This window comes from Tritonibacter horizontis, assembly GCF_001518015.1.
GTDB classification, from domain to species: Bacteria; Pseudomonadota; Alphaproteobacteria; order Rhodobacterales; family Rhodobacteraceae; genus Epibacterium; species Epibacterium horizontis.
Genome location: NZ_LPUY01000038.1, coordinates 58,505 through 74,863, shown reverse-complemented (window position 1 = coordinate 74,863; position 16,359 = coordinate 58,505). Strand labels below are relative to the sequence as shown.

The 16,359-nt window shown below is 63.2% G+C and carries 13 protein-coding genes; 4 read left to right on the top strand and 9 right to left on the bottom strand.

Going from position 1 to position 16,359, the window contains the following annotated elements:
• Positions 1 to 37: 37 nt before the first annotated feature.
• The 9 genes from TRIHO_RS05945 to nadA all read right to left on the bottom strand — a co-directional run bounded on the left by TRIHO_RS05945 (position 38) and on the right by nadA (position 11,092).
• The gene (locus TRIHO_RS05945; protein WP_068241232.1) at positions 38 to 1,648 is read right to left on the bottom strand and encodes a benzoate-CoA ligase family protein; all 1,611 of its coding nucleotides are present in this window, start codon (positions 1,646 to 1,648) and stop codon (positions 38 to 40) included.
• Complete coding sequence (locus TRIHO_RS05940; RefSeq protein WP_068241230.1) at positions 1,648 to 2,802, bottom strand: acyl-CoA dehydrogenase family protein; 1,155 nt, start codon at positions 2,800 to 2,802, stop codon at positions 1,648 to 1,650. Before TRIHO_RS05940 ends, TRIHO_RS05945 begins: the two co-directional genes overlap by 1 nt.
• A gap of 64 nt (positions 2,803 to 2,866) precedes the next feature.
• A complete protein-coding gene (locus TRIHO_RS05935) occupies positions 2,867 to 3,670 on the bottom strand; it encodes an enoyl-CoA hydratase family protein (RefSeq protein ID WP_068241228.1) in 804 nt (267 codons plus the stop codon).
• Positions 3,667 to 4,149: a MarR family winged helix-turn-helix transcriptional regulator gene (locus tag TRIHO_RS05930; RefSeq protein WP_068241226.1), complete on the bottom strand. Its 483-nt coding sequence runs from the start codon at positions 4,147 to 4,149 to the stop codon at positions 3,667 to 3,669. The genes TRIHO_RS05935 and TRIHO_RS05930 overlap by 4 nt, the downstream gene beginning before the upstream one ends.
• On the bottom strand, positions 4,146 to 4,895 hold the full coding sequence (locus tag TRIHO_RS05925; RefSeq protein WP_068241224.1) for an SDR family NAD(P)-dependent oxidoreductase: 750 nt from the start codon (positions 4,893 to 4,895) through the stop codon (positions 4,146 to 4,148). Before TRIHO_RS05925 ends, TRIHO_RS05930 begins: the two co-directional genes overlap by 4 nt.
• Entirely contained in the window at positions 4,892 to 7,201 is a 2,310-nt protein-coding gene (locus TRIHO_RS05920; RefSeq protein WP_068241221.1) for a bifunctional salicylyl-CoA 5-hydroxylase/oxidoreductase, read from the bottom strand. Before TRIHO_RS05920 ends, TRIHO_RS05925 begins: the two co-directional genes overlap by 4 nt.
• A gap of 392 nt (positions 7,202 to 7,593) precedes the next feature.
• Positions 7,594 to 8,442: a carboxylating nicotinate-nucleotide diphosphorylase gene (gene nadC / locus TRIHO_RS05915; protein WP_068241219.1), complete on the bottom strand. Its 849-nt coding sequence runs from the start codon at positions 8,440 to 8,442 to the stop codon at positions 7,594 to 7,596.
• Positions 8,443 to 8,466: 24 nt separating this feature from the next.
• Positions 8,467 to 10,029 (bottom strand): L-aspartate oxidase, encoded by a 1,563-nt coding sequence (locus TRIHO_RS05910; protein WP_068241217.1) that lies wholly within the window; start codon positions 10,027 to 10,029, stop codon positions 8,467 to 8,469.
• A 7-nt stretch (positions 10,030 to 10,036) separates the two neighbouring features.
• Positions 10,037 to 11,092, bottom strand: a complete 1,056-nt coding sequence (gene nadA, locus TRIHO_RS05905) for a quinolinate synthase NadA (protein ID WP_068241215.1) — start codon at positions 11,090 to 11,092, stop codon at positions 10,037 to 10,039.
• A gap of 313 nt (positions 11,093 to 11,405) precedes the next feature.
• Here nadA and TRIHO_RS05900 point away from each other — a divergent pair, with 313 nt between their 5' ends.
• The 4 genes from TRIHO_RS05900 (at position 11,406) to TRIHO_RS05885 (ending at position 16,321) form a co-directional block, all read left to right on the top strand.
• The gene (locus TRIHO_RS05900) at positions 11,406 to 12,614 is read left to right on the top strand and encodes an ABC transporter substrate-binding protein (protein WP_068241213.1); all 1,209 of its coding nucleotides are present in this window, start codon (positions 11,406 to 11,408) and stop codon (positions 12,612 to 12,614) included.
• A 25-nt stretch (positions 12,615 to 12,639) separates the two neighbouring features.
• On the top strand, positions 12,640 to 14,325 hold the full coding sequence (locus TRIHO_RS05895) for an ABC transporter permease (RefSeq protein WP_068241211.1): 1,686 nt from the start codon (positions 12,640 to 12,642) through the stop codon (positions 14,323 to 14,325).
• Positions 14,318 to 14,947 carry an ATP-binding cassette domain-containing protein gene (locus tag TRIHO_RS05890; protein ID WP_068241210.1) on the top strand — a complete coding sequence of 210 codons (630 nt, stop codon included), beginning with the start codon at positions 14,318 to 14,320 and terminating at the stop codon, positions 14,945 to 14,947. The genes TRIHO_RS05895 and TRIHO_RS05890 overlap by 8 nt, the downstream gene beginning before the upstream one ends.
• Before the next feature lie 198 nt (positions 14,948 to 15,145).
• Positions 15,146 to 16,321, top strand: coding sequence for an ABC transporter substrate-binding protein (locus tag TRIHO_RS05885; RefSeq protein WP_068241208.1), 1,176 nt, complete (start codon positions 15,146 to 15,148; stop codon positions 16,319 to 16,321).
• Positions 16,322 to 16,359 lie beyond the last annotated feature (38 nt).

The window sequence follows — 16,359 nt, the reverse complement described above, 5'->3', positions numbered from 1 at the left end:
TGTTGTCTGGTTGGTTTTTATGGGTGTGTTTGACGCGTTACCGAAGCCGGAAACGCTGGATCTTGCCCGTCTGCGTCTTTGGCAGAGCCTCGGCAAAGATAATGCTGCGTGGGTATTTATAGGGGGCGATGGTGGCTTTTACATGGGTCTGCAAATCGCGCGTCATCGCATCGGAGGCCTCAAAGCCTGCATTCAGCACCACATGGGCCTGAACGATATGACCCCGGTCGGCGTCCGGCGCGCCGATGACGGCGCATTCCGAGACCGCCGGATGGCTGAGCAAGGCCGCCTCCACCTCAGGCCCGGCAATGTTGTAGCCCGCCGAGACAATCATATCGTCATTGCGCGCGGCAAAATGAAAATACCCGTCTGCGTCGCGGATGAAACTGTCGCCGGTGATGTTCCAGCCGTCCACGACATAGCCCGCTTGCCGGTCGTCATTGAGATAGCGACAACCGGTCGGACCGCGCACCGCGAGTCGGCCGACGGTTCCATCCGGCACGGTGGCGCCATTATCGTCCACCACTTTTGCCTCATAGCCGCCAACCGGTTTTCCGGTACAGGCCGGCCGGTGATCGTCGAACCGGTTGGAGATGAAAATATGCAGCATTTCCGTGGCGCCGATCCCGTCGAGCATCGGCTTGCCGGTCTTTCTCATCCAATCGTCATAGACCGGTTTTGGCAGCGTTTCGCCAGCCGAGACAGCGGCCCGCAGGGACGACAGATCTGCCCCCTCCTCCATCGCCGAGAGCATCACCCGATAGGCGGTTGGTGCGGTAAAGCACACGGTCGCGCGGTATTTTTCGATGATCTCGATCATATTGGGCGGAGTGGCCTGTTCCAGAAGTGTCGCCGTTGCGCCGAACCGTAGCGGGAAAATCGCCAAGCCGCCAAGCCCGAAGGTGAAGGCAAGTGGCGGAGATCCAACAAAAATGTCCTCTGGCTGCACATTCAGCACTTCGCGCGCGTAGCCATCGGCGATGATCAGCAGATCGCGGTGGAAATGCATCGTCGCCTTGGGTTCACCGGTCGAGCCGGAGGTAAAGCCCAACAGCGCCACATCATCGCGCCCGGTCTGGACCGCGTCGAATTTCACCGGTTTCTCCAACGCCAGCCGATCCAGCTCCGCCTCGTGATTGGAGGTGCCGTCGAACCCGACCACCCGCTGCAGGCCCGGGCATTGCGCGGCGCAGCTTTCCATTTCCTCCATCAGGCGGGTGTCACACAGGGCGAACTGGATTTCGGCCTTGTCGACGTATTTCTTCAACTCCGAGGCCCGCAGCATCGGCATGGTGTTGACCACCACCGCCCCGGCCTTTGTTGCCGCCAGCCAGCAGGCGACCATGGCGGGGTTGTTGGCAGACCGGATCAACACCCGGTTGCCCGGCTTCACCCCGAGATCCGCGACCAGCGCATGGGCCAGCCGGTTGGTCCAATCCGCGAGTTCCTTATAGGTCCGCTGGCGACCGTTGCCGATCAGGGCGGTGTTGTCGCCGAACCCTCTGGCCACCATCGCGTCTGTCAGCTCGACCCCGGCGTTGAGATACTCCGGGTAGTCAAAACCCGCCAGATTGAACTCCGGCCATTGCGCGGCAGGTGGCAGGGCATCGCGGGTAAAGCGATCACTATGTGCGGTTGGTCCCAGCATCACTTGGCTCCTTCCTGTGCCATCATGGCCTGACGCGCGATGACAATACGCTGTACATCGCTCGCGCCTTCGTAGATCCGCAGCGCCCGGATTTCGCGGTAGAGCCGCTCAACCGTCGCACCGGATCGCACCCCCTCGCCGCCAAAAAGCTGCACCGCCTTGTCGATGACGCCCTGCGCGGCTTCGGTGGAAAACAACTTTGCCATCGCCGCCTCGCGGGTGACGCGCGGCGCGCCGCTGTCCTTGGTCCAGGCGGCGCGGTAGATCAGCAGCGCGGCGGCATCCACATCCAGCGCCATATCGGCGATATGCCCCTGCACCATCTGCAAATCGAACAGCGGCGCGCCCTGTACCTGGCGGGTGGTGACACGCCCCAGCGCCTCGTCCAGGGCGCGGCGCGCAAACCCAAGCGCCGCCGCCGCAACGGTCGAGCGAAAGACATCCAGCACCGACATGGCGATCTTGAACCCCTGCCCCGGCGCGCCGATCATCGCGCTGGCCGGAAGGCGGCAATTGGTAAAGCGCAAGGTCGCAAGGGGATGCGGGGCAATCGTCTCCAGCCGCTCGACCACCTCGAACCCTGCCAGATCAGGCGTCACGATAAACGCCGACAGCCCCTTTGCGCCCGGCGCCTCGCCCGTCCGGGCAAACAGGGTGTAGACATCGGCAATGCCACCGTTTGAAATCCAGGTCTTTTCGCCGTTCAGCACATAGTCGTCGCCATCCCGGACCGCTGTCATGGTCGAACTGGCAACATCAGATCCCGATTGCGGTTCGGTCAGCGCAAAGGCTGCAATCGCCTCGCCTGCGGCGGTTTTTCCCAACCATTCCGCCCGCTGCGCCGGTGAGCCGAACAAGGTGATCGCGGCGGTCCCAAGACCCTGCATGGCAAAGGCAAAATCAGCCAGCCCATCGTGTCGTGCCAGGATCTCGCGCGCCAGGCACAGCTTGCGCACATCCAGCCCCGCGCCCGATGCATCTGCTGTCACCTGCAACACACCCGCCGCGCCCAGACGGCGCACCAATGTCCGGCAGGCCGCATCGGTGTCGCCGTGATCCACCGCAAGCGCTGCTGCGACGGCTTCGACCTTGGCCGCCCAATCTCGGTGCCCTTCCTCAAAGAAGGGCCAGTTCAGAAATGTCCGGTCCGCCACCTTATGTTCCCCGTTGTTTTCATTGTCTGTTGAAATATCCGCACCGAAGGCGAAGCGGGCGAGGTCAGTCGCCCTCGAACACCGGTTTTTCCTTTGCGACAAAGGCCTCATAAGCGCGGCGGAAATCATTGCCCTGCATGCAGATCGCCTGCGCCTGCGCCTCCGCCTCGATCGCCTGTTCGAGGCTCATCGACCATTCCTGAGCCAGCATGGTCTTTGTCATGCTGTTGGCAAACGTTGGCCCCTGCGCGATCCGCTGAGCCATGGCCAGTGCTTCCTCTTCCAGGGCATCACGCGCCACCAGACGGTTGAAGAAGCCCCAGCGTTCGCCCTCTTCAGCGCCAAGCGACCGCCCCAGATACAACAATTCCGCCGCGCGGCCCTGGCCGACGATCCGCGGCAGCATGGCGCAGGCCCCCATGTCACAGCCGGCAAGGCCGACACGGTTGAACAGAAACGCCACCTTGGCCTCTGGTGCCGCAATCCGCAGATCGCTCGCCATCGCAATGATCGCCCCGGCCCCGGCACAAATACCATCCACCGCCGAGATCACCGGCTTTCCACAGTTGACCATCGCCTTGACCAGATCGCCCGTCATCCGGGTGAAGGCCAGCAGCTCTTTCATGTTCATCCGCGTCAATGGACCGATGATGTCATGCACATCGCCGCCAGAGGAAAAATTGCCGCCATTGGGGACGATCACCACCGCATGCACCGCATCGGAATATGGCAGGGCGCGAAACCAGTCCCGCAGTTCGGCGTAGCTGTCAAAGGTCAGCGGGTTCTTGCGCTCTGGCCGGTCCAGAGAGATGCGCGCCACACCGGCGTCAATCGTGCAGTTGAAATGGGTGGTGTCCGTCAGGTTCATGTTGCGTCTCCGGCAGGTGCGGCGGGTTGGATTTGTTCCAGCAGCGCAGTCATTTCGTTGATATCCTCAAGGGCCAGCCCGGCGAGCAGCTCGTCGATCCAGGCTTCGTGTTCTGCGGCGAGGCGGGCGAATTCTGCGACGCCTGCCGGGGTCAATCGGGCGACCTGCGCACGCCGGTCCCCCGGCACGGCGACCCGCAACGCCAGACCGTCTTCGGTCAGGCGGTCGACGATCCCGGTGACGTTGCCGTTCGACACCCGCAGGAATTGCGACAGCTGGCTCATCTTCAGTCCGCCTGGGTTGCGCGACAGCGCCGACATCACGTCAAAGCGCGGCAGCGTTGTGGCATGCTGGTCCCGCAAGCGACGGCGCAGTTCAGTTTCAATGCCGGCGGATGTCTTGAGCAGCTTCAGCCACAGCCGCAAACGCGCCTTGGAGGGCGCCGCTTCGGGGCTGTGATCCAGCTTTGCCTGGCTCATATCTCTCCCCCTGTCAGTGCCAGCGTGTGGCCATTGACCGATGCGGCCGCCCCCGAGGCCAGCCAGAGGGCGGCATCTGCGACCTCTTCCGCCTGGACGAAACGCCGCTGCGGGTTGTCGGCCAAAAGGGTGTTTTCCGCCTGTTCCGCCGTCAGGCCGGTCTTGGCCATGATATTGTCGATACTGCGCTGCAGCATCGGTGTTTCGACAAAGCCCGGGCAGATCGCATTGACCGTAATCCCGGTTGTCGCGAGCTCCCTGGCCAATGCCCGCGTCAGGCCGACCACCGCATGTTTCGCGGCGCAATAGGCGCTGACATAGGGATAGCCCTTCAGCCCGGCGGTGGAGGCCACCGCGATCATCCGCCCGTGCCCCGCTGTTTTCATCGCGGGCAGCACCGCCTGCCAGAGGTTGAAAACGCCATTCAGATTGACCGCCATCATCGCGTTCAGCATCTCGTTGTCCATCCGGGCAAAAGGCTGGCTTTCGGCGGCACCTGCGTTGGCCAGGGCCACCGTGACCGGCCCACGCGCCGCCGTGGCCCGCGCCACAGCCGCCGAAACGCTGGCCGCATCTGTGACATCGCAGACCTCGTAGGGCAGCCCCTGATCCGCCAGCGACTGTTCGGTGCGCCCCATGATGGTCACCTCCAGGCCGCGTGCGGCAAAGGCCTGCGCACAGGCGGCCCCCACGCCGGAGCCGCCGCCGGTGACAATAACGTGCGGGTTGAGTTCGCTCTGCGTCATGCCCGAACGGCCTCCGCCCCGGTTGTCGCCTGTTCTTTGTCGGCAAGACGCCAGCTCTGCTCTCGCCCCGCAAGATAGGGAAGCGGCCAGTCCGGTGCCGCGCGATCACCAATCCGGGTCGCCTCATGCAGGGTCCAATAGGGATCGGCGAGATGGGGACGCCCCACCGCCACCAGATCGGCCCGCCCTGCCATCAGGATCGAATTGGCATGATCCGCCTCAAAGATATTGCCGACGGCCATGGTGCAAATGCCCGCCTCATTGCGGATCTGATCCGAAAAAGGCGTCTGGAACATGCGGCCATAGACCGGTTTTGCCTCCGTCGTGGTCTGCCCGGCGGAAACGTCGATCAGATCGGCCCCGGCCTCCCAGAAGGCGCGGGCAATCTCCACCGCGTCATCCGGGGTGACGCCCTCTGCGCCGACCCAATCCGTCGCGGAAATCCGCACCGACATCGGTTTGCGCTCAGGCCAGACGGCCCGCATGGCGGCAAAAACCTCCAGCGGATAGCGCAGGCGATTTTCAAGGCTGCCGCCATAGTCGTCGCCACGCTGGTTGGACACCGGCGACAGGAATGACGAGAGCAGATAGCCATGGGCCGCATGCAGTTCGATCATGTCAAAGCCCGCACCATCAGCCATTTTTGCAGCCGCCACAAACTGATCACGCACCACGTCCATCTCGGCCCGCGTGATTTCACGCGGGGTGGCGTTGCGGTCCGACCAGGGCAGCGCCGAGGCGCTGACCAGCTCCCAATTGTCAGCTGGCAAGGGCGCGTCCATCTCGTCCCAGCCCAATTGGGTCGAGCCTTTGCGGCCAGAATGGCCAATCTGACAACAGATCTTGGCGTCCGTCTGGGCGTGCACAAAACCGGTGATGCGCGCCCACTCGGCCTCGTGTTCCGGCGCATAAAGGCCGGGACAACCTGGCGTGATGCGCCCCTCGGGCGAGATGCAGGTCATCTCCGTGTAAATCAGCCCGGCACCGCCCTTGGCGCGCTCGCCGTAGTGGACCAGATGCCAGTCGGTCGGTGCCCCCTCGATGGCCTTGTATTGCGCCATCGGAGACACCACGATGCGGTTCTTCAGCGTCATCTCGCGCAGGCGAAACGGCGCGAACATCGGGGCCCGCAAGGGCGCCTCCCTTGGCGCACCGGCCTGATCCATGAACCAGCGTTCCGCGCCTTCGAGCCAGCCCTTGTCGCGGGTCCGCAGGTTTTCGTGGCTGATGCGCTGGCTCCGTGTCAGCATCGAATAGTTGAGCTGAACCGGATCGAGATGCAGGTAGCGCTCCACCCGCTCGAACCACTCCATCGAGTTGCGCGCCGCAGATTGCAGCCGCAACACCTCAAGACGGCGCTGGTCTTCATAGTCGGCAAAGGCGCTTGGCAGATCAGGCTTTTCATCGACCAGCCTGGCCAGGGCAATGGCGGATTCCAGCGCCAGCTTCGTACCGGACCCGATGGAGAAATGCGCAGTTGCTGCCGCATCGCCCATCAGCACGACGTTTTCGTGGCTCCATTTTTCGCAAAGCACGCGCGGGAACCGGATCCAGGCGGAGCCTCGGATGTGGCCGGCATTGGTCATCAGCGCGTGGCCATCGAGGTGGTCCTTGAAGATCTGCTGGCAGACCGCGATGCTCTCTTGCTGCGACATCCCGGCAAAACCAAACGCATCAAAGGTCTCTTGCGAGCATTCGACGATGAAGGTCGCGGTGTCCTTGTTGAATTGATAGGCATGTGCCCAGACCCAGCCGTGTTCGGTCTCCTCGAAGATAAAGGTGAACGCGTCCTTGAAGGTCTGATGGGTGCCGAGCCAGACGAAATTGCACAATCGCGTGTCCACGTCCGGCCTGAAGGTCTCGGCATATAGGCTGCGCGTGCGCGAATTCAGCCCATCGCTGGCCACCACCAGATCGTAGTCCTGGCGGTAGTCCTCGGCGCTCTGCACGTCGGTTTCAAACTGCAAATTGACGCCCAGTTCCCGCGCGCGCTTCTGCAGGAGCGTCAGCAAGGTCTTGCGGCCAATGCCGCAGAACCCATGCCCGGACGACACCTGCCTGTCGCCTTTGAACACCACTGCGACATCATCCCAATAGGCGAAATGCGCCCGGATCGCCTCGGCGCTTTGCGCATCATTCGCGGCCAGATTGTCGAGCGTTTCGTCCGACAGCACCACCCCCCAGCCAAAGGTATCATCCGGTCGGTTGCGTTCGATCACCGTGATGTCGTGGCCAGGGGCGCGCAATTTCATAGAAATCGCGAAATACAGACCAGCCGGGCCTCCGCCCAGACATGCAATACGCATGAGTGTTTCATCCCTTACGATTGTCGTTGGGGAAAGCCTCTGCGCAGCTCAAAACAATTTCAAGCTTGAAATTTATATTTTTAAAGTATTCTGCGGCCAAATCGTGGGAGACAGAACCAAGACGTGCCGCCAAGCCCCGCCAACATATTGATTTAAAATAGTTAAATCTCAACTCCGGAGTCACCACAGCGACACGCGAGATTGCCATTTTGTGAGGCAGAACTGGACCGCGCCAAGTCCTGATAGCGCAACCGGGCACAGATCAGCAGCCCAAGGGATGAGCCATATCCCCCGACTCGCCCCCTCGGCAGGGCCTCAAGACTGGCCCGCGTTGCAGTGTGTTCATTTGCCCACCCCCTGTCGCCTGGGGGCGAGACCGGTGCCGGGCGAGGTCAGAAATCGAGCCCGAGATCCACCGTCCGCGCCGAATGCGTCAAGGCCCCGGAGGAGATGTAATCCACCCCGGTCGCCGCGATCTCTGCCACCGTTTCCCGCCGGACATTGCCGCTGGCCTCCAGCGCCAAACGCCCGTTGGCCAGGGAAACGGCCTCGCGCAGCTGCTCGGGCGTCATATTGTCCAGAAGCACCACGGACGCGCCGCCGACCGATAGCACCTCGTGCAACTGCTCCAGCGTGTCGACCTCGATTTCGACGGCCATCATATGGCTCGCCTGCGCCTTTGTCGCCTCAAGCACGGCGCGGATGCCACCGGCGGCGGCGATATGGTTGTCCTTGATCAGGATCGCGTCCGACAATGAATAGCGGTGGTTGAAGCCGCCGCCATGCAGAACCGCAAGTTTTTCCACCATCCGCAGGCCCGGCGTGGTTTTGCGCGTACAGGTGATCCGGGCCCTGGTGCCTTTGGCCTCTGCAACCATAGCTGCGGTGAGGGTGGCGATGCCGGTCAGCCGGCCCGCGAAATTCAACGCGACCCGTTCGCCCATCAGGATCGAGGCGGCCGCGCCCTCGATTGTCATCAGAACATCCCCCGGCTCGCAGCTTTCGCCATCGCGGACACAGGCCGTCACCGTCAGCGTCGGGTCAACCAACCTGAAGGCCAGAGCCGCCACCTGCAGGCCGGAGGCAACGGCCGTTTCACGCGCGCGCAGACGAGCGGAATAGGTCACCCCCTGCGGAATAACCGTCCGGGTGGTGACATCTCCGTAGGCGCCAAGATCCTCCATCAGCGCGGATTTCACCAGCGGTTCCAGGATCAGGTCGGGCAAGGTGGCAACGCTCATGTGAGGCTCCGTCGTCTGGGGGTGTCAGGTATTCAGGAGATCGTCGCGCAACATCCGCGCGTCGGTCCATGTCATGCGGGACCGGCTGGCCAGCGCAGGCGACAGATCCGGGAAGTCGGACCGTTCATGGGCGCCTCGGCTTTCCTCGCGCAGCAGCGCGGCGGCGGCGATCAATGTCGCGGCGGCGGTGACATTCAACATTCCCTCGCAGTCCGGTTGCTGGCGTTCCAGCGCCGCAATATCGCGCAACGCCTGACGCAGGCCCTCGGCCTGGCGGACGACACCGACATGGGTCGTCATGGTCTGGCGCAGCGCCATCAAAAGGTCCGGATTCACAACCGCGCCTCCCAGCTTCACCCGTAGCTCTATCGGCGCGGCGGCCTCGGCCAGATCGCAGGTCGCCGCGATATCCTGCGCCGCGCGGCGGGCGTAGACCAGCGCCTCCAGCAGGCCGTTGGAGGCGAGCCGATTGGCGCCATGCAGCCCGGTGGAAGCGCATTCGCCACAGGCCCAGAGGCCCGGCAAGGAACTGCGCCCGGCAAGATCGGTCGCGATGCCGCCCATGTGGTAATGCGCTGCCGCCGCCACCGGAATCGGCTGATGCACCGGGTCAATCCCGTTGCGCACACAGGCGCCGCTGACCGAAGGGTAGAGATCCGTGACCCGCGCGCCCAGCGCCGCCCGTGTATCGAGCTGGGGTTGGTTGCCCGCCTGCGTCTGCGCAAAAATCGCCCGCGCAACCACATCTCGGGGTGCCAGTTCCGCATCGGGATGCTCGTTCAGCATGAACCGCACCCCCTGCCGATTGATCAGCGTTGCGCCCTCGCCCCGCAAAGCTTCGGTCGCCAGAGGCGCCGGGTCCTCGCCCACATCCATGGCGGTGGGGTGAAACTGCACAAACTCCGCATCGGCGATTTCCGCCCCGGCGCGTGCGGCCATGCCCAGCGCCTGACCGCGAATGCGAGGTGGATTGGTGGTGATGGCATAGAGCCCGGCACTGCCGCCCCCCGCCATCAAATGCGCCGCGCCGCGCAACAGCACCGGCGCAGACCCCTCCGGTGCGGAGGATACAAGCCGCACGCCGGTGACGCGCCCCTCGGTGACGTCCAGCCCCTCGGCCAGGACCCCTTCGATCACCTGAACAGACGGACAGGCGCGCACCCGTTCGATCAGCGCGCGCATGATCTCTGCGCCCGCCTGATCGCCCTTGACCCGCACCACTCGGGCAAAACTATGCGCGGCTTCGCGCGACAGCACGTAGCCACCGTCGGAGGTCCGGTCAAAGGGCGCACCCAGGGTCGTCAGATCGAGGATATGTTCGCGCGCCTCCCGCGTGACGAGATCCGCGACCGCGGCATCAACCGTGCCAGCCCCGGCCCGGCGGGTGTCGGTGGCGTGCGCCTCCGGGCTGTCGCCCGCATCCATGGCCGCCGCGACACCGCCCTGCGCCCAGGCTGAACTGGCCCCCTGCCCCAGCGCATCCGGTGAAATCATCACCACAGGCAGCGGCGCCAGCGTCAAGGCTGCATACAGCGCGCCAAGCCCGGCGCCGATGATCACGATACGGTCGGTTTGAACCTCGTCCATTCCCGTGTCAGAGGCCCAGCTTGCGCGACAGGTCGATCATCGCCTGCACTGCATGGCGGGCTTTTTCCGCCACGGTCGGATCGACTTCGATCTGTCCTTCCATCGTGTGCAGCGACCAGAGCACCTTTTCCAGCGTGATCTTCTTCATGTAGGGGCACATGTTGCAGGGACCTACGAACTCCACCTCGGGCAGCGAATCCGCAATGTTCGACGCCATCGAACATTCGGTGATCAGCATCGCCTTTTCCGGTTTGTTGTCGGTCACATACTTCAGGATGCCGCTGGTCGAGCCAGAGAAATCCGCCTCGGCCACCACATCCGGCGGGCATTCCGGGTGGGCGATCAGCTGGGTGCCCGGGTTCCATTCGCGAAAATCGCGCAGGTCCTGGGCGGTGTACTGCTCGTGCACGATGCAGGAGCCCTCCCACCAGACCACATTCTTTTGCGGCACGTCACGGGCCACGTTCTGCGCCAGATACTGGTCCGGGGTCATGATGACCGTGTCGCTGTCCATGGCGGCAACGATCTGCGCCGCATTGGACGAGGTGCAACAGATGTCCGAGGCAGCTTTGACCTCGGCGGTGGTGTTCACATAGGTGACCACGGGCGCGCCGGGATACCGCCGCCGCATCTCTGCGACGCCCTCGGCCGTGATGGATTCCGCCAAGCTGCAACCGGCATCCATGTCCGGCATCAGCACGGTTTTCTCCGGGCTCAGGATCTTGGAGGTCTCGGCCATGAAATGCACACCGCATTGCACGATCACATCCGCCTCGACCTCTGTCGCCTTGATCGCCAGCTGCAGGCTATCGCCGACGAAATCGGAAATCCCGTGAAAGATCTCCGGGGTCATGTAGTTGTGACCGAGAATGACGGCATTGCGTTTTGCCTTCAGCTCGTTGATCGCTTTCACGTAGGGGGCGTAGATCGCCCAATCCATCGGCGAGACCACGCGGGACATTTTGGCGTAGGTTTCCGACATGGCATCTGCAAGTTCAACAGATGGGGCTAGGTCGTAGTGCTCGGACAAAAACGTCCGCAGTACGGGCAAGTCGAGCGGCATGGCTGGGTTTCCCCCTCGTCTGGGCGCGTGCCATCTGCAGGCCACAGTGGCACCGAAAAGGCGGACGCACATCAGCCAGAGCCACTGGCGTCCTATCTGGCCTCGCAAATCGCGATGCGAGTTTGCCGGGCTGTGCATACCGGCCCCTGCAGCAGGGTGCAAGCATTCTGCCCGTATCGACACACCCGGCGTCACGTTTTCGTCAAAGACATAGACCTTACCGCCAGGATCGGCAAATTGAGGGGGACACCGCGCCCTGTGCGCCGCCGGCCAAAGCCACCGTATCAAGACCTAGACCATCAAGGGATTTTCCATGAAACGCATGTTGTCACTTGCTCTCACGTTGGTGCCGTTGACCGCCTGGGCCGACCCGGACCCATCCGATTGGCGCGCCGTTGTGTCGCAAGCACAGGGCCAGACGGTGCAGTGGCACGCCTGGGGCGGCTCGACCGCGACCAATGATTTCATCTCCTGGGTGGGTACGCGCCTGTCGCAAGACTTCGGCATCACCCTGACCCAGGTAAAACTGGAAAACACCGCAGATGCTGTCACGCGCGTATTGACGGAAAAATCGGCCGGTCAGAACGACAAGGGCGCCGTGGACCTGATCTGGATCAACGGCGCCAACTTCGCCGCCATGAAGGAGGCGGATTTGCTGTTTGGCCCCTTCGCCGAAGCACTGCCCAACTGGCAATATGCGGATGTACAGGACAAGGCTCTGCGCCGCGATTTCACAATAGAAACGCAGGGTTTTGAATCGCCCTGGGCCATGGCGCAGGTTGTGTTCATGCATGACACCACGGATTTGCCGCAGCCCCTTGTCGATATGGAAGCCATACTGGAATGGGCGCAGGCCAACCCCGGTCGGTTCACCTTTCCACAGCCGCCAGATTTCCTTGGCACGACCTTTCTGAAACAGACATTGGTGGATCTGACCGATGAGACCGACAAGCGGGCCGCCTTGGCAGCCCCTGTCAGCGAGGAAAACTACGGCGAGATCACTGCGCCGCTCTGGGCCTATCTGGATCAGCTGACGCCGCTGTTGTGGCGGTCGGGACGGGCGTTTCCGGCCACCGGACCGCGCCAGTTGCAGCTGATGAACGATGACGAGATTGATCTTGCGATCTCCTTCAGCCCGGGCGAAGCCAGCACCGCGATTGCGAATTTCCAGCTGCCCGAAAGCGTGCGCACATTTGTTCTGGAGGCGGGCACCATCGGCAATGCCTCTTTTGTGGCGATCCCCTATAACTCCGGTGCCAAGGCGGCGGCGATGGTGACGGCCAACTTCCTGCTGTCGCCGGAAGCCCAGTTGCGGGCGCAAGATCCGGACGTCCTTGGCTATGGAACGGTGCTCGATATGGACGCGCTGCCGGAACAAGACCGGGCCGCGTTTCAGGCGCTGGATCTGGGCCCCGCAACCCTGTCGCCCGAGGCGCTTGGCCAGATCCAGCCGGAGCCGCACCCAAGCTGGATGACCCGGATTGCCGAGGATTGGGTCGCCCGCTATGGCGTCGGGAACTAGGCTCAGCCAGGTTCCCCGTCGCCTCATGCGCCTGCCCCCCATTTTGCCTCTTGTGACGTTGCTGGCACTGCTTGGGCCCGTTGCCGCAGGTCTGTTTGGAACCGGTCTCGCGGCGTTGGGTCATCTGCCTGCTGCGGGCATGACTGGCTTTTCTGTCGCGCCATTTGCGGCGCTCTGGGCCTGGCCCGGTCTTGGCGCGGCGATCCGGCTCAGCGTGCAAACCGGCGGGCTGGCAACCGTGATCTCCCTCGCGCTGACGCTGCTGCTTCTGGCGGGCTGGGCCGGGACGCGGCCCTTTCGGGCGCTGATGCGATTGCTGGCGCCGCTGCTGTCGGTTCCCCATGCCGCCGCCGCCTTTGGTCTGATGTTCCTGATCCAGCCCTCTGGCTGGATTGTCCGCGCCATCAGCCCCTGGGCGACGGGCTGGTCCCGTCCGCCCGACCTGCTGCTGGTCCAGGACCCGATGGGCCTCGCGCTGATTGCCGGACTGGTGGTGAAAGAGGTTCCGTTTCTGCTGCTGGTCGCCCTCGCAGCACTGAGCCAGATCGACGCTGCAGCACGCATGCGGGTGGCCACCGCCCTGGGCTACGGGCGCATGGCGGGATGGTTTCTGACCGTGTTTCCGGCGCTCTACAGGCGCATCCGGCTGCCCGTTTATGTGGTTTTAACCTACTCCATGTCCGTTGTGGATGTCGCGGCCATCCTCGGCCCGACCACGCCTGCGCCCCTGTCGGTGCAGATCGTAGATTGGATGAGCGCCCCAGACCTGAGCCTGCGCAGCCTCGCCTCTGCTGCTGCCCTGCTGCAACTTGGCCTCGTTCTTGCTGCCTTGCTCGCCTGGCGCAGCGCCGAACATCTGATCGGTCACATCGGCGCGCGCGCCGCCTATCGCGGGCGGCGGCGGACGCAGGATTACTTCCTGCGCGGCCTTGGTCTGGGGCTTGGGGTCGCCGCTACCAGCGCCGTCCTGCTCGGGCTGCTCGGGCTTGCGACCTGGTCATTCGCCGAACGCTGGAGCTTTCCCGCCATGCTGCCGGATGCCTTCACCCTGCGCAGTTGGCAGCGCCATGGCAGCGCAGCCCTCGCAACGCTTGCCACCACCCTTACGATCGCGGCAGCGGCCACGTTGATCGGGCTGGTCTTGACGCTGGGTTGTCTGGAAACCGAAGACCGCCGCCAACTGCGTCTGACCGAAAACGGCCAATGGCTGCTCTATTTGCCGCTTTTGGTGCCGCAGACGGTGTTCTTGCCCGGCATGCAGATCGGTTTGCTCACGCTTGGGATAGACCGGAGCCTTTGGGCAGTTGTGCTCGCGCATCTTGTCTTTGTCCTGCCCTACTTGCGCTTGTCCCTGGAAGGTCCCTACAAAAGCTGGGACGTCCGTCAGGCCACCGTCGCGGCCGCCATGGGCGCCTCAGACAACCGCATTTTCTTTGGCCTTCGCCTGCCCATGCTGCTTGCACCGATCCTGACCGCGGCCGCCATAGGCATGGCCGTTTCCGTCGGGCAATACCTGCCAACCCTGCTGGTCGGAGGCGGCGGAATGCAGACACTGACGACCGAATCCCTCGCGCTGGCCGCTGGCGGAGATCGGCGTGCCATTGGCGTTTATGCCCTGGTCCAGACGGCAACCGCCCTCCTGCCCTTTGCGCTGGCGTTGGCGGTCCCAGCTCTGGCCTGGCGCAACCGGAGAGGCATGTGGCATGACTGACGGGTTGCAGCTGAAGAACATCGAAATCCGGCGCTTGGGAAAGGTTTTATTGTCTCTCGACCTGCATATCCGCCCCGGAACTGTGGGGGCCGTCATGGGGCCCTCCGGTGCAGGGAAATCCACCCTGCTTGCCGCCATTGCCGGCCAACTGCCGCCCGAATTCACCCTGAGCGGAGAGATCACCCTGGACGGGCGGTCGCTCCGCCGCCTGCCAGCTCAGGCGCGACGGGTGGGCATCCTCTACCAGGACCATTTGCTGTTTCCACATATGAGCGTCGGCGCCAATCTGGCGTTCGGCCTCGACCGGAGGGTTCCGCGCCACAGCCGCCGCGCCGCGGTTGATCAGGCCTTGGAAGATATCGGCCTGGCCGGTTTTCACGACCGCGATCCGGAGACGTTATCCGGCGGCCAGAAAGCCCGTATCGCCCTGATGCGGATGCTGTTGTCGGAGCCAGACCTGTTGCTGTTGGATGAACCGTTTTCGGGCCTTGATGCATCGCTTCGGGACCAGATCCGCAGGCTGGTTTTTGCGCTGGCACGACGTCGGCATCTGCCGGTGCTGCTGGTCACCCATGATGAGGCGGATGCCCTGGCGGCCAATGCGGAGATTGTCCGGCTCTGACCGCCGCATTCCGCAGCTATGCCCCCCGGACAGGCCGCCCTTCTTTGCTCTGTCAGATAAAATTGAACGGATTGCTTTTCTCTTCCTTAACCGGGCACGCCTAGGTTCGGTGCACAGTGTGTTTCTTGTTCCAGTGAAAGTTATCCCATGTCCCGCCGTGTCCCAAACTGGCCGTGTGTTTTGCTATTCTGCCTCACCATGATCCCTTTCGCGCGCGCATCTGCCGAAACACTCGACATATTCATCGACGCGGATTTTTCCAAAAGCCGGGCCTCCGCGAGCGCGATAGAGCTAGGGATCAAAACCGCGCTGGAGGAAGTCGACAACCAGCTGGGCGGCTATGACATTCGCCTTGTTCCCAAGGATCACCGGACCAACGTGAAACGCTCGCACCGTCATATTCAGGAACTTGGCGCCAGCGAAACGGCGTTGTTGATGTTTGGCGGAATGCATTCTCCGCAGTACCTCTCATACCGCGACTATATTAATGAAAATCAAATACTTACATTGCTTCCATGGTCCGCGGCGGGACCGATAACCCGGGCGGCGCCTGGACACGAAAACTGGCTGTTCCGCCTGTCGGTGGACGATTACCAGTCCGGCGAATTCCTGGTGAATGCCGCAATCACCCAAGGGGGCTGCCAGTCGATCTCACTGTTGCTGCTGGATACCGGTTGGGGGCTGGCCAATCGCACGACTCTGGAGGCGGCGCTTGCCGCGCATGACCTTAGTGCCAACCAGGTCGCGTTTTTCCCGACCTCCATTGGCGATGCCGGCGCGGGGGCACTGGCGGCGAAACTGGCAACGGACTCGCCCGACTGCATCATCATGCTGTCCAACTGGCACAATGGCGCGGCTATGATAAACGCCATGAGAAAACATCTGCCCGATGTCAAAATCTTCAGCCATTGGGGAATCACTGGGGGCGCCTTCGCCGAACAGGTGCCGCATGAAACACGCGCTGCGCTCTCTCTTTCGGTGCTGCAAACCTGCGGCCTGCGACGGGAACGCGACGGCAATGCGCTGCTGCAATGGGTGCTGCGCCGCGCGCTGCCGGACGCGCAGGGACTGGCAGATGTCTCCGCGCCGACGGGGTTTGTCCATGGCTATGACCTGACCCGGATTCTGATCGCCGCTGCGGACCAGGCGGCCACCACGCCCGCGTGGCAAGGCAGCATTGTGGACAAGCGGCGCGCCCTGAAATCGGCACTGGAATCATTGTCGCGCCCGGTGACGGGCATTTTGAAAACCTACCAGACACCCTTCTCCGCCTATGACCCGCAAACGGCCCCAAACGCGCATGAGGCCCTGGGGCTGGCGGACCTCTGCCTTGCCCGCTTTGACGCCAATGGCCGCCTTGAGGACCTCCGCTGAATGGACGTTGACCACCAAATTAGGTCGGCCACAGTTGC